This is a genomic window from Halomonas sp. 3D7M (assembly GCF_014897885.1).
Taxonomy (GTDB): domain Bacteria; phylum Pseudomonadota; class Gammaproteobacteria; order Pseudomonadales; family Halomonadaceae; genus Vreelandella.
The window spans coordinates 1-14,041 of the sequence record NZ_JABUZF010000066.1; the positions used below are offsets into that span (position 1 = coordinate 1).

The window sequence follows — 14,041 nt, forward strand, 5'->3', positions numbered from 1 at the left end:
AGGGGTCGCCTAGGCGACCCCTTGGTTTGGCGCAAGCGGTAAAAGCTAGGCCGTGGCGTGCACGTCGGGACTAGCCGTCGGTGCCATCAACACGAGCGTCTTCCTGCTGCGAATAGATCAGTAGTGGCTCACTTTCACCTGCAATCACTGAACTATCAATCACCACTTTGCTAACACCTTCAAGCGAAGGAATCTCGTACATGGTGTCTAGCAGCACAGACTCAAGGATAGATCGCAAACCTCGCGCGCCAGTCTTACGCTCCATTGCCTTGGTAGCAACAGCACGCAGCGCTTCGTCTCTAAACTCGAGCGTCACATCTTCCATTTCAAAGAGCTTGGCGTACTGCTTAACCAGCGAGTTTTTAGGCTCGGTTAAGATCTGTACCAACGCATCTTCGTTTAGCTCCGTGAGCGTCGCAATCACGGGCAGACGTCCAACAAACTCAGGAATTAAACCAAATTTCACTAAATCATCTGGTTCTACGTCGGCCAGTAACTCACCTACACCACGTGAAGACTCTTTGCTCTTCACGCTAGCATTGAAACCAATGCCGCCTTTCTCAGCACGGTCACGGATAACTTTATCAAGACCCGCAAAAGCGCCACCCACAATAAACAGCATGTTGGCCGTATTGACCTGAACAAACTCTTGCTGGGGATGTTTACGACCACCCTGCGGCGGCACGGATGCTGTTGTGCCTTCAATCAACTTGAGTAGTGCCTGCTGGACACCCTCGCCCGACACATCACGTGTGATGGAAGGGTTATCAGACTTGCGCGAAATCTTATCGATTTCATCGATATAAACAATGCCTCGCTCAGCCTTTTCGACGTCGTAATCACACTTCTGCAGAAGCTTTTGGATGATGTTTTCAACATCCTCACCCACATAACCCGCTTCTGTCAGTGTAGTGGCATCGGCAATGGTAAAAGGTACATTCAATAACCGCGCCATGGTTTCCGCCAACAGTGTTTTACCACTACCGGTAGGACCAATGAGCAGAATATTTGATTTACCTAGTTCTACATCGCCTTCGCGCACTTCCGTCTTAAGACGCTTGTAGTGGTTATAAACCGCTACAGATAGCACCATTTTGGCGCGATCTTGTCCGATGACATAGTCGTCTAACGTATGACGTATTTCGCGAGGCGTAGGTAAACGCTCTTCATCGCTCTCGGCATCGGCTTCGAGAACTTCTTCGCGAATGATGTCATTACATAAGTCGACACACTCATCGCAGATATATACGGACGGGCCTGCAATTAGCTTACGTACTTCGTTTTGATTCTTACCACAAAACGAGCAGTATAAAAGCTTGCCACCTTCGTCCTTGCCTTTGCCGTCGGCCATTCGCGTACCTCTATCACTGCGGCGGCTTACGCCGCCGGAAAAGCTCGTTAGAAAAGCAGAATCCTACCACGCTATCAGGATGTAGGCCGCTTATCCAGCACTGCGTCAATCAAGCCATATTCTTGGGCTTTAGTGGCGCTCATAAAGTTGTCACGGTCAGTATCCCGAGCAACAGTATCAAGTTCTTGACCAGTATGATGGGCTAAAATCTGGTTCAGTTTTTCACGAATACCTAAAATCTCACGGGTGTGGATCTCGATATCAGACGCTTGGCCTTGATAGCCACCCAGCGGCTGGTGAATCATCACACGGGAATTAGGCAAACAATAACGCTTACCTGCTGCGCCTGCTGTCAGCAACAGTGCACCCATGCTAGCTGCTTGACCAATACATACGGTCGACACATCAGGCTTAATAAACTGCATGGTGTCGTAGATAGACATACCTGCCGTAACAGACCCACCAGGCGAATTAATGTAAAGGTGAATATCTTTATCAGGGTTCTCTGACTCAAGAAACAGCAGCTGCGCCACCACTAAGTTCGCCATGTAATCTTCAACTGGTCCAACCAGGAAAATAACACGCTCTTTTAGCAGGCGTGAGTAGATGTCATAGGCTCTTTCCCCTTTGGCGCTCTGCTCAACCACCATGGGCACTAAACCGCCGGCGTTTTGAATATCAAACTCACTCATTCGTGATTCCTTGCGTCCGGTAAGGGAAAGCGCACCCACATGGGATGCGCCACGCGATGAAGTTAAGCGCTAGCTTGTTCGCTTTCTTCAACACCTTCATCTTGCTCGGCCTGTTGCTGAGCCGCTGCCAATGCCTGCTGGTAAGACATTTCAACGTCTTTAACGTTCGTCTGCTCCAGCAGCTTATCAACAGCCTTCTCTTCCAGGATGGCAGACTTCACTTGGGTTTTGAGCTGCTCATTACCCATGTAGTATTCAACCACTTCGGAAGGATCCTGATACTGCTCTGCCAGCTCTTCAACCTTAGCCTTAATTGCATCATCATCAGCGTCTAACTCATTCGCCTTGATAACCTCGGCCAGCAGCAATCCTACCTGGACGCGGCCTTTCGCTTGCGCTTCGAAGAGTTCATTCGGCAGCTGGCTGACATCAAAGTCCTCGCCCAGACCGAACTGCTGTGCTGCCTGACGCTTCATGCCATCAGTTTCTTGCTGAACAAGCGCACTTGGCACAGGAATATCGTTCGCTTTTTTCAGCGCATCCAACACCTGCTGCTTAACACGGTTATCCACCGCTTGGGCCGCTTCGCGAGTCATGTTCTTTTTGATTTCAGCGCGGAATTTCTCTTCATCGCCATCGTCAACACCAAAGCGCGCAATAAACTCAGCGTCTACGGCCGGCAGCGTTTGGCTACTGACTTTATGAACGGTGACTTTAAAGGTGGCTTCCTGGCCTGCAAGATGCTCTGCTTGGTAATCTTCAGGGAAGGTAACAGTGATGGTTTTCTCATCACCCGCCTTCGCACCGATCAACTGCTCTTCAAAGCCTGGGATGAAGCTGTTGGAGCCAATAACTAAAGCATGGCCCTCAGCACTTCCACCTTCAAACGGCTCATCACCCAGGAAGCCCTGGAAGTCGATGGTAACTTGATCGCCATCAGCAGCAGCGGCGTCTACTTCTTCCCACGCAGCATTTTGCTTACGCAGTGTATCGATCATTTCGTCGACATCAGCATCGCTAACCGTCACTACCGGACGCTCAACTTCAGTGCCTTCGATAGACGCAAGCTCAACCTGCGGGTAGATTTCCATAACTGCCACAAACTCTAGGTCTTTGCCAGTTTGGTTTACTTTTGGCTCAATCTGGGGAAAACCGGCAGGATTAAGGCCTTCTTCCGTGATGGCACGCACATAGCGCTCACGCATCACTTCACCTACCACCTCATTGCGCACGCTGTCGCCATAGCGCTGACGAACTACAGCCATCGGCACTCGGCCTTGGCGAAAACCATTCAGGCGAACGTTTTTCGCGGTGTCTACTAAGCGAGCGCTGACGGCCTCGTCGATTTCGGCGGCCGGCACCTGAATAGTGATACGGCGTTCGATCTGGGAGGTCGTCTCGACGGAAACTTGCATGAATTGTCCTCTAGCGGCTGGGCGTTATGTTGATTGCGTAAAATAAGTACAAGGGGGCAATTTTAAGAACCCTAGCGCATCGTGGCAAGCGCCATGCTCGCAAGATGGGGGCATAACCCGCAAATACAAGGGTAATCACTAGCAAAACGACCATTTTAGGTCGTTTTTTGACCACAATGCAGTCAAAATTATTTTTAAACGTTAGATGAAGCCTTGTAGCCTGGCGATCACAGCTAAAATAGTGGCCTTTAATCGCGTTTTGCCCACCACAAAGAAACAGCATGAAATAGCAGACCACAGGTTGCTGCGTGGGAAATAAACACTTGCCAGCTAATCCAGTCAGTGAACAGACCATGCCATGCCCCCATTACCAGGGCACCCATCAGCAGCATAAATAGCAAGCGCTGACATAATTTCGGCAGCGCTTTTCGTGCGTCAACCGACAGCATTTTCCACTGAACAGCGGCAGCACCTACCACAATGGCTAGCGCAATAAGTAACAATGCCTGGCGTGTTTCATGCCCTTCTACCATGTAACGAGGTATCGCGGCCAACATCACAATACAAAGTCCGAGGGCAACGCTAATACGCTCTGGAGAAAAAGGGACTCGCTGCATGGCTAAGCAACCTTCAGTTGCTGAGACTCAATCCACTCTTCTACCCACGGAATAGCGGCGTCATCTGCCATAAAGGTTTCCATAGCATCCACTTCCAGCCGCTCACCTAAACGCGTCGCACCATGATCCTCTAATAACGCATCGAGCGCTCTTCCCGCTCCACAGAACGTATCTCCGTATGAGCTATCGCCCAACGCAATCAATCCATAGCGCAACGAGGTAAGCGAGGGACTTTTTTCCTGCAGCCCGCGCACAAAAGAAACAAAATTCCCTGGGTAATCTCCACTGCCCGTGGTTGATACACAAAACAGCGTAAGATCTTGGCTATTGGTCAAATCGTCAATCGTCGGCTGCTCAGAAATATCAACCTTGTAGCCAGCCTGCTCAAATAACGGCTTTACTTGCTCTGCGACATCTAGCGCGCCACCGTACATTGTACCGACTAGAATCGTTAGCGTTGGCATGGCCTACTCCTCTGCAATAGTGTCGCACTGTGCTTTGTTCAGTCGACAAATACCCGATGAATTTGGTCAAATATTAACACGACTCGCAAAAACGACACACGCCTTCTCATGGGGCACTATCAATCATTTAGTAGGAAATCTTATGCAGCAGCTCTTTGAAGCATGGATAACACCGATCATGGTCGGTGGCTTAATCGTGTTTATGTGCTTTATTATTTGGGACTTAGCTAAGAAATCCAACGCAGGGAAGTTCGGCACGATCATGCTTTTTGTCGTTCTGGGTGCTGGCATGCTGGGTTATGTCATTAAGGTAGTGATCACTTGGCTCATTGAAGGACGTGGACTTTAGTCCGAAATTAAAAAGGAGCACCCGAAGGTACTCCTTTTCATTTGCTACCATTCTGGGCATCAGCTCAGCACAACTGCTCGACACACTTAGCCACCGATCAGCGCGTTTAAACTTCCGCCACCCGCAAGTTAGCTGCTTGTATAACGCTCTACCTGCTGCTTTAGTTTTTGACCGGGACGAAAAGTAACAACGCGCCGTGCAGAAATGGGAATCTCTTCACCTGTCTTGGGGTTACGCCCCGGTCTTTCGCGCTTATCACGCAAATCGAAATTGCCGAAACCCGATAGCTTAACCTGCTCGTTTTCGCGCAAGCAGGCACGGATCTCTTCAAAAAAAGCCTCAACCATGGCTTTTGCTTCTCGCTTCGACAGCGCGAGCTCAGTGTGTAAATGTTCTGCTAGCTCTGCTTTGGTCAACGCACCCATAAGGCCCCCTCCATGTAGCAAACGCATTGCCAAGAACGTGATAAGCGTCGTGTCATGGCATTATTTAATTATTCACGTAACTATCCACCAAACCTAGTCGCAAATCCTATCCACAAATCCTATCCACGTAGCTCAGCATCTAATTCTGTTCGCACTTGCGATACGATAGAATCTACCAACAGGTTGATTTCATCGTCATTTAGCGTGCGTGATCCGTGCTGCCACGTCAAGCCCAATGCAATACTCTTACAACCATCAGCTACGCCCTTACCAGCATAGACATCAAATAGCTTAATGTCTTTTAAGTAATCGCCAGCTTGTGCTTTTGCACAATCAAGTAGCGCCTGAACCGGTATCTCTGCCTTAACAGTGAAAGCCAAGTCACGGCGAACTTCCGGATAACGTGACAGCGGCTCAAAAGCCGGGATGAGACCCTCGCTCAGCGCATCTAAGCGAACCTCAAACATGACGGCATCAACTTTCAGCCCTAGCTTAGCTCGTACCTGAGGATGCAAGGTGCCAATCCAACCGGCTGGCTGACCATTATGCAACAGCCTTGCTGTTTGCCCAGGATGTAGCGAAGGATGCTCACCCGGCTCAAAACGCCAAGCATCCAGCGCGCCACCAAGCGCCAGCAGGCTTTCTAAATCGCCTTTTAGATCGTAAAAATCGACTTGGGCTTTAGCCCCGCACCAACCTTCAGCTTCACGACCTCCGCATACCAGCGCTCCCATCATCGGGACTTGCGAAAGGTTGTCCAAATGGCCATTAAATACCAAGCCAGTTTCAAACAATCTGACACGGGTTTGCTGCCGGTTCAGGTTATGCTCAAGCGCACGCACTAAGCCAGGGAACAGACTGGCCCGCATCACCGACAGATCTGACGAAATCGGATTCGCCAACACTGGTGAAATAGCGTCCGGCAACATCACCGCCTGGAGATCAGGCGCAACAAAGCTGTAAGTTATCGCTTCCTGAAAACCGCGAGCTACCATTTGGTTACGCAGCTGGGCTTGGGTTAGCACCGCCTCGTTAGCCGGACGCAGTGCCAAACGCGCCGCAGGGCGCCGAACAGGCAGGTTGTTGTAACCATGAACCCTAGCAATCTCTTCAATGAGATCTTCTTCGATCGCCACATCAAAACGCCAGCTTGGCGCTGTGACTGACCAGCCATCTGCCTGCTTATCAACTGCAAGCCCTAAACGCTGCAGAATGTCAGTTACATCTTCAGCCGGCAGCCGCTTCGAAAGCGCGCTCTCTAAACGCGCCTCGCGCAATACAATGTTACGGGGTGCTGGCAGGTGTTCGTCACTGGACGACTCAGTAACAGGGCCAGCCTGACCACCACATATCTCCATTAGAAGCTGAGTGGCACGCTCAATCGCCACACTGGCAAGCGCCGGATCAACGCCACGTTCAAATCGATGTGATGCATCCGTATGGAGACCGTAAGAACGCGCCTGCCCTGCGATAGCCAGCGGCGTAAAATAGGCAGCTTCCAAGAAAATCGTATCGGTCTTCTCACTTACCCCTGAGTTCTCGCCCCCCATAACGCCTGCCATTGCTAGAGGACCTTCATCATCAGCAATAACCAGCGTTTCAGGTCTTAGCGCTACTTCCTGACCGTCCAATAAGGTCAGGCGCTCTTCATTACGCGCCAAGCGAACGGTAATACCGCCGTGAAGGTTGTAGCGATCAAACGCATGCAACGGCTGGCCTAGCTCCAGCATCACGTAGTTAGTCACATCAACGGCAGGGTCAATGGAACGAACACCGCTACGCCGGAGACGCTCTACCATCCACAGCGGGGTTTCGACGCTAATATCGACACCTTTAATAATGCGGCCCAGGTAGCGTGGGCACTGCTCCGGCGCTTCAATACGCGCTGAAAAAGTATCGTCAATACTGGCTTCAATGGCCGCAATCTCAGGCCCACTCACCGGAAGACGATTGAGCACACCCACTTCTCGAGCCAGCCCCTTGATACTTAGGCAGTCACCACGATTCGGCGTGAGATCAACCTCAATGGTCATGTCATCGAGCTGCATATACTCTCGAAAACTTAGACCTATCGGCGCAGAGGCGGGCAGCACAAAAATCCCAGGAGACGTCTCTTCCTCAAGGCCTAGCTCTGAGGCCGAGCAAATCATTCCGCGTGACTCAACACCACGCAATTTGGCTTTTTTGATCTTAAAGTCGCCCGGCAGAATGCCACCCACCTGAGCAAACGGAATTTTTTGACCAATATCGACATTGGCAGCGCCACAAACAACCTGCACAGGCTCACCGGTACCATCATTAACAGTACATACGTTGAGCTTATCAGCATCTGGGTGCTTCTCTTTAGTCAGCACCTCTGCAACCACTACGCCACTAAACGCGGACGCAACGGCCTCGATAGCATCGACCTCAAGGCCTGCCATGGTAATTTGATCAGCAATTGCCTGTGTATCAAGCTGCGGAGCCACCCAGTCACGCAGCCACTGTTCTGAAAATTTCATATTGATTCCCGTCGTTGGCAGCGGTCTTAGGTAAATTGGCGAAGAAAACGCAGATCGTTCTCAAAGAACAAACGTAGATCATTGACACCGTAGCGCAGCATCGCAAGCCGCTCGGCGCCCATACCAAACGCAAACCCTGTGTAGCGCTCAGTATCAATACCCGAATGCCTGAACACCTCGGGATGCACCATCCCACAGCCCATAACCTCCAACCAGCCGCTATGCGAGCAGACACGACAACCATCACCGCTACACATCACGCACTGAATATCGACCTCTGCGGAGGGCTCAGTGAATGGAAAGTAAGAGGGGCGGAAGCGCACTGAAAGATCATCGCGTTCAAAAAATGCTTGGAGAAAATCTTCAATAGTTCCCTTAAGATCTGCAAAGCTCACACCTTCGTCAACCAACAGACCTTCCACTTGGTGGAACATTGGGGTGTGGGTGAGATCTGAATCACTACGGTAGACACGACCAGGGCAAACAATACGGATCGGCGGCTCACTACTTTTCATGGTACGTACTTGAACTGGCGATGTGTGAGTACGTAACAAGCGTGTAGCATCGAAATAGAAGGTATCTGCCATACCACGCGCAGGGTGATGAGCGGGTATATTTAGCGCTTCGAAATTATGGTAGTCATCTTCAATTTCTGGCCCCACCGCCACATCGTAGCCAATCCTGGTAAACAAGCCTTCAATACGCTCAAGCGTGCGAGTGACGGGATGCAGGCCGCCATTCTCTTGACCGCGGCCAGGCAGTGTCACGTCAATTTTTTCAGCTGCCAAGCGAGCATTAAGCGCTTCGCTTTCAAGCTGCTGACGCCTTGTATCAATTTCAGCTGCCAGGGTCTGTTTCGCCTGATTAATTTGCTCACCGGCGGCAGGACGCTCTTCTGCTGATAGCTTTCCTAAGCCTTTCAACAAGGCCGTCACTTCGCCTTTTTTACCCAAGTAACGTACGCGCAACTCATCTAGAGCAGGGACACTTTGCGCCGCATGAATAGCATCGCGAGCCTCTGACACCAGAGCAGGAAGATGGTCCATCCGATTCACTCCGAATTAAGCGATTTCCATCTCTAAAGATGGCTGGCATGTTGAAGGTGACAAAAAAACAGGGGAAGAGCGGCTGCTCTTCCCCTGCATGGGTCACACTGAAATGACCTCTGACACGTCACACTGATCTAACTCAGTGTAATGTGACTTATTGGGCAGCCTTGGCTTTTTCCACGATAGCCGCAAATGCAGCTTTCTCGTGTACTGCCAGGTCGGCCAATACTTTGCGGTCAATTTCAATACCGGCTTTCTTCAGACCGCCAACAAAGCGGCTGTAAGACATGCCATTGATGCGCGCACCAGCGTTAATACGCTGAATCCACAAAGCGCGGAATTGACGCTTGCGGTTGCGGCGGTCACGGTAAGCATACTGACCGGCTTTGATAACAGCCTGCTTGGCTACGCGGAAAACACGCGAACGGGCTCCGTAGTAACCTTTAGCCTGCTTCAATACTTTTTTATGGCGACGACGGGCAACTACGCCACGCTTAACACGAGTCATAACACACTCCTGACTTTATGACTGAGGCTAAATGCACTCAGATAAGAAAATTCGACCTTACAGATTCGGCAGCATGCGCTGAATCAGCGCTTTGTCAGAAGCATGGATCTGCTTCATACCACGCAGCTGACGCTTACGCTTGGTCGACTTCTTGGTCAAGATGTGGCTACGGAAAGACTGCTTGTGCTTGAAGCCATTAGCGGTCTTTTTAAAGCGCTTAGCAGCGCCGCTGTTGCTTTTGATTTTCGGCATGAGAAAACTCCGCTCGATATTTTTTAGAAAACCCAGGGCCGATCAGCGCTTTCACGCTGACCCGTTAGCTTCGCCGTTGGATCACTTCTTCTTCGGGGCAATAATCATGATCATCTGGCGTCCTTCCATTTTCGGGAAAGACTCTACCGCTCCGATCTCTTCCAGGTCTGCCGCGATCCGTTCCATTAGCTTACGACCAATGTCCTGGTGCGCCATTTCACGACCACGGAAGCGCAATGTGACTTTGCCCTTATCACCACCTTCAAGAAAGCGCGTCAGGTTTTTAAGCTTGACCTGATAATCGCCTTCGTCGGTGCCAGGACGGAATTTGACTTCCTTGACCTGAATTTGCTTCTGCTTTTTCTTTTGAGCCGCTTTCTGCTTCTTCGTCTCAAAAACAAATTTGCCATAATCCATAATCTTACAAACGATTGGATCGGCATTCGAAATTTGCACGAGGTCTAAACCGGCAGCTTCTGCACGCTCAAGCGCTTCGGTGGTGGGCACAACACCCAACTGTTCACCTTCAGCATCGATCAAACGTACTTCTTCTTCGGTAATTCTCTCGTTCATTGGTGGGCGCTTGTCTTGTGGACGCCCGCGCTGATTGCTTCGCTTGATTGCTCCGTCTCCTTAGGCAATTGACGATGTCGCCAGGGCTGCTCGCTCTGCACTGCAACGTTCGATGAATTCATCGACTGTCATTGTGCCGAGGTTTTCGCCGCTGCGAGTTCGCACGGCCACTGAGTCAGCTTCGACTTCCTTATCTCCCACCACAAGGAGATAGGGAACTTTCTGTAACGTATGCTCACGGATTTTAAAGCCGATCTTCTCGTTCCTCAAGTCCGCTTTAACTCGTAAGCCATTTTTTTGCAGCCGTTGCTCCAACTCAAGCGCATAATCACGCTGCGCATCAGTAATGGTCATCAACACAGCTTGCTGAGGTGCCAACCATAGCGGCATCGCACCAGCATAGTGCTCGATTAGGATTCCCAAGAACCGTTCAAAAGAACCTAAGATAGCACGATGAAGCATCACTGGGGTCTTTCGTGTCCCATCTTCATCAACGTATTGCGCGCCTAAGCGCCCTGGCAAATTGAAATCTAACTGTAGAGTACCACATTGCCAAACACGATTCAGGCAATCACGCAGAGCGAATTCAATTTTCGGGCCATAAAAAGCCCCCTCTCCTGGCTGAAGCTCCCAATCAAGCCCCGTCGCATTGAGTGCAGCTTCAAGCCCCTGCTCTGCCCGATCCCACATCTCTGCTTCGCCAAGAAAGTCCTCAGGTCGAGTTGACAGCTTGAGTTCAACATCCTCGAAACCAAGCGTTTTATAAACTTGCAGGGTAAGCGCAATGAATGCTTCTGCTTCTGCCTGAATTTGACCTTCGGTACAAAAAATATGCGCATCATCTTGAGTAAAGCCACGAACGCGCATCAGACCATGCAATGAGCCCGATGGCTCATTCCGGTGGCAGCTACCAAATTCTGCTAGACGTAACGGTAAATCGCGGTAGCTTTTCAATCCCTGATTAAATACCTGTACATGACAGGGACAGTTCATAGGCTTAACAGCATACTCACGCTTTTCTGACTCAGTGGTAAACATGAGCTCACTGTAGTGACCCCAGTGGCCCGATTTCTTCCACAACGAAAGATCCACTACTTGCGGCGTTTTAATCTCTTGATAACCATGCGCTCGCTGAATTTTGCGCATGTAATCTTCTAGCGCCTGGTACATCGTCCAGCCATTGGGGTGCCAAAAAACCATGCCTGGCGCTTCTTCTTGCAAATGGAAAAGATCCATCTTGCGTGCCAATTTGCGATGATCTCGCTTTTCGGCCTCTTCTAGGCGCTTCAAATAAGCTTTGAGCTGCTTCTTATCGCCCCATGCTGTACCGTAAATACGTGTCAGCATCGGGTTTGAGGCATCTCCACGCCAATAGGCGCCAGCTAGCTTGGTTAGCTTGAAAGCTTTCAGGTGGCGCGTATTCGGCACGTGCGGCCCGCGACACATGTCCGTGTACTCTTCATGATGATACAAACGTATTGTTGCACCCTCAGGTATATCACGGACAATTTCCTGCTTGAACGTTTCGCCACGCTCAATAAACGTTTTCATCGCCTTGTCGCGATCAACGTACTCACGCACCACGTCGTAATCACGCTCAATAAGTGATTGCATGCGTTTTTCGATGGCTTCCAAGTCGTCAGGCGTGACCGACTTGCCGAAATCAATGTCGTAATAAAAACCATCGTCAATGACTGGCCCAATGGCCATTTTGGCATCAGGGTACAGTTGCTTAACCGCATGTCCAATCAAGTGAGCACAGGAATGGCGGATAATCTCAAGCCCTTCGGGATCACGGGCGGTAATTATCGCCACTTCAGCATCTTGCTCGATCAAGTCAGCAGCATCGACCAATACACCATCAATCTTGCCAGCCACACAGGCCTTGGCCAAACCAGGGCCAATGGATTCTGCGAGCTGCATGATAGAAAGTGGTGCTTCGAACGTTCTTTGGCTGCCATCCGGCAATGTTACTATGGGCATTAAGATATTCCTTGAGCGCAGTGGTGATCCATACCAAGGATCACATTTCGCTATCAATGATCGAGAGTATTAGGTGCTTTTTGAGGGTTGCCCAGCCTACCAGAATTTAGCAGGCCGTAAAATAAAACGGGAGGCATAAGCCTCCCGTTTCGTGCTTAAAGGGCATTAATCACTGGCACAATGGCCTAACCCTTTAATGTAAAGCGATGCGTGGCTTAGTTCCACTCATCCATTTCTACACGACGGTTTTGTGCGCGACCCGCATCGGTATCATTGCTAGCAACCGGGCGCTCTTCGCCGTAGCCAACAGCACGCATACGGTTAGCACCTACGCCACGTTGGGCAAGGTAAGCAGCAACGGATTCCGCACGACGCTGCGACAGATTTTTATTGTACTGATCAGCACCGCGAGAGTCAGTGTGACCTTCAATGCTCACACGCACATCAGGATTATTGACCAGGCGCTCTGCAACACCGTCCAGAACACCTCGTGCTTGGGCAGTTAGCTGTGCAGAATCAAACTCAAAGTTTACGTCCTGCAACACAACGCTGTCAGGGCAACCTAGTGAGTTAACTGCAACACCTGCAGGAGTATTGGGGCACTGATCGCGATAATCCGGCACGCCGTCGTTATCAGAATCGAGTGGGCAGCCATTTGCGTTAACAGCTACACCAGCAGGCGTTCCCGGGCACTGATCACGGTAATCTGGCACGCCGTCACCATCGGAGTCCAGCGGGCAGCCTTCAGCATCCACTGCAACGCCTGCGGGCACTTCACCATAGCTTGGGCACTGCGGTGCTACTGGCTCAGGCGTACGGTCTGCACATAGCAGGCCACCGATCGCTGCACCAGCAGTTGCGCCAATAGCGGTATTTTCATCTTCGTCAGAATTGCCGCTCGTTGCGTAAGCAATACTGCCGCCGATAACACTGCCTGCCAATCCGCAAACGAAGGGATGTTGATACCAATCGCGATCGCTACTTGCGCTGGTTTGGCCAGATGATTGTGATGCTGAGCTGGCACAGCCTGATAAACCCACTACCAGTGCAGAACCGATTAGCAAGCCAGTCGTTGATTTTTTCATGCAAGACTCCTTCTTGATCCAATGCTGACATGGTCAAAAGACCAAATCTATCCCAATGCTTCTAATTCGCGAGAGCATCCATTTTTCGCTGCTCAGTACCATGGCAATATTGTGCTTTCACCATATGTCTGAACGTTTGCCTATGATTAACGTTTAATCACCAGAAGGCAACAATGCCGAGATATCAACTTCTTGCCAATACCGACATTTTCAGCATAGCAAAATTGACGCCATAAGCGTCAAAAAACATAGGTTATCGTACTTATAGCCCCCTATGCTCGTTAAACAGGGTTAATGAAGACCCATAGATCCTTTGGACCTCCACTCAATTACCTTTTTTGCTGCCTCAAGTACGGCTGGACGCATATCGTCCTCAACAGCAATACGCTCTTTATCTTCTTGCATTCGCTCTCGTGGCGTCAATTGCTTACGTGCGGAGTGAGTTTTTAAATGCCGAGTACGATTGTACACCTCTGCAAACGCTTGAAAGTCTGGACGCTCTGTTAGGCTAGAATCAATAATCTCAAGCAACACTTTGCATCGCCAAGCCCCTTCTGTAATGTCGACTTGCTCTTGCACCAGCGCGCTAACGACAAAATCAAGATTTTCCAGGCTGTTTTGATGGGCACGACGCTCTTCGTCCAGCCGAAACGCTTCTCGACGCTTAACCTCTTGGCGAAGTTTATAGGCATAAAAACCAAGGGCTGCAACGACAATAATTGCAACGATGAATAACAACAACGCTCCTGTGGAACTCATAACGCTCCTTTCACAACG

General features: G+C 50.4%; 15 protein-coding genes. 1 reads left to right on the forward strand and 14 read right to left on the reverse strand.

Going from position 1 to position 14,041, the window contains the following annotated elements; all coding sequences use genetic code 11:
* Window positions 1–70 precede the first annotated feature (70 nt).
* The 5 genes from clpX to INT22_RS02200 form a co-directional block, all read right to left on the reverse strand.
* Window positions 71–1,351 (reverse strand): ATP-dependent Clp protease ATP-binding subunit ClpX, encoded by a 1,281-nt coding sequence (gene clpX, locus INT22_RS02180; protein WP_038483940.1) that lies wholly within the window; start codon window positions 1,349–1,351, stop codon window positions 71–73.
* A 74-nt stretch (window positions 1,352–1,425) separates the two neighbouring features.
* Window positions 1,426–2,043: an ATP-dependent Clp endopeptidase proteolytic subunit ClpP gene (gene clpP / locus INT22_RS02185; RefSeq protein WP_089038315.1), complete on the reverse strand. Its 618-nt coding sequence runs from the start codon at window positions 2,041–2,043 to the stop codon at window positions 1,426–1,428.
* Window positions 2,044–2,105: 62 nt separating this feature from the next.
* On the reverse strand, window positions 2,106–3,458 hold the full coding sequence (gene tig, locus INT22_RS02190) for a trigger factor (protein ID WP_089038316.1): 1,353 nt from the start codon (window positions 3,456–3,458) through the stop codon (window positions 2,106–2,108).
* Between the two features lie 248 nt (window positions 3,459–3,706).
* A complete protein-coding gene (locus INT22_RS02195; protein ID WP_089038317.1) occupies window positions 3,707–4,075 on the reverse strand; it encodes a hypothetical protein in 369 nt (122 codons plus the stop codon).
* Between the two features lie 2 nt (window positions 4,076–4,077).
* Window positions 4,078–4,539 (reverse strand): flavodoxin domain-containing protein, encoded by a 462-nt coding sequence (locus INT22_RS02200; protein WP_193059784.1) that lies wholly within the window; start codon window positions 4,537–4,539, stop codon window positions 4,078–4,080.
* Window positions 4,540–4,681: 142 nt separating this feature from the next.
* Between INT22_RS02200 and INT22_RS02205 the strand changes: the two genes are divergently transcribed.
* The gene (locus INT22_RS02205) at window positions 4,682–4,888 is read left to right on the forward strand and encodes a DUF2788 domain-containing protein (protein ID WP_038483925.1); all 207 of its coding nucleotides are present in this window, start codon (window positions 4,682–4,684) and stop codon (window positions 4,886–4,888) included.
* Between the two features lie 128 nt (window positions 4,889–5,016).
* Here INT22_RS02205 and INT22_RS02210 read toward each other — a convergent pair whose 3' ends face one another.
* From INT22_RS02210 to INT22_RS02250, 9 genes are all read right to left on the reverse strand, one after another.
* Window positions 5,017–5,313, reverse strand: a complete 297-nt coding sequence (locus INT22_RS02210; protein WP_009724294.1) for an integration host factor subunit alpha — start codon at window positions 5,311–5,313, stop codon at window positions 5,017–5,019.
* A 119-nt stretch (window positions 5,314–5,432) separates the two neighbouring features.
* Window positions 5,433–7,814, reverse strand: coding sequence for a phenylalanine--tRNA ligase subunit beta (pheT, locus tag INT22_RS02215; protein WP_193059783.1), 2,382 nt, complete (start codon window positions 7,812–7,814; stop codon window positions 5,433–5,435).
* 26 nt (window positions 7,815–7,840) lie between these two features.
* The gene (pheS, locus tag INT22_RS02220) at window positions 7,841–8,860 is read right to left on the reverse strand and encodes a phenylalanine--tRNA ligase subunit alpha (RefSeq protein ID WP_193059782.1); all 1,020 of its coding nucleotides are present in this window, start codon (window positions 8,858–8,860) and stop codon (window positions 7,841–7,843) included.
* Window positions 8,861–9,017: 157 nt separating this feature from the next.
* Window positions 9,018–9,371: a 50S ribosomal protein L20 gene (rplT, locus tag INT22_RS02225; protein WP_009097607.1), complete on the reverse strand. Its 354-nt coding sequence runs from the start codon at window positions 9,369–9,371 to the stop codon at window positions 9,018–9,020.
* A 57-nt stretch (window positions 9,372–9,428) separates the two neighbouring features.
* Entirely contained in the window at window positions 9,429–9,623 is a 195-nt protein-coding gene (gene rpmI / locus INT22_RS02230) for a 50S ribosomal protein L35 (RefSeq protein WP_009724291.1), read from the reverse strand.
* A gap of 81 nt (window positions 9,624–9,704) precedes the next feature.
* Window positions 9,705–10,244, reverse strand: coding sequence for a translation initiation factor IF-3 (gene infC, locus INT22_RS02235; RefSeq protein ID WP_083003855.1), 540 nt, complete (start codon window positions 10,242–10,244; stop codon window positions 9,705–9,707).
* A gap of 12 nt (window positions 10,245–10,256) precedes the next feature.
* Window positions 10,257–12,179, reverse strand: coding sequence for a threonine--tRNA ligase (gene thrS, locus INT22_RS02240; RefSeq protein WP_089038321.1), 1,923 nt, complete (start codon window positions 12,177–12,179; stop codon window positions 10,257–10,259).
* Window positions 12,180–12,394: 215 nt separating this feature from the next.
* Window positions 12,395–13,264, reverse strand: a complete 870-nt coding sequence (locus INT22_RS02245; RefSeq protein ID WP_193059781.1) for an OmpA family protein — start codon at window positions 13,262–13,264, stop codon at window positions 12,395–12,397.
* A gap of 291 nt (window positions 13,265–13,555) precedes the next feature.
* Window positions 13,556–14,023 (reverse strand): DUF2489 domain-containing protein, encoded by a 468-nt coding sequence (locus tag INT22_RS02250; RefSeq protein WP_193059780.1) that lies wholly within the window; start codon window positions 14,021–14,023, stop codon window positions 13,556–13,558.
* Between the last annotated feature and the right edge of the window lie 18 nt (window positions 14,024–14,041).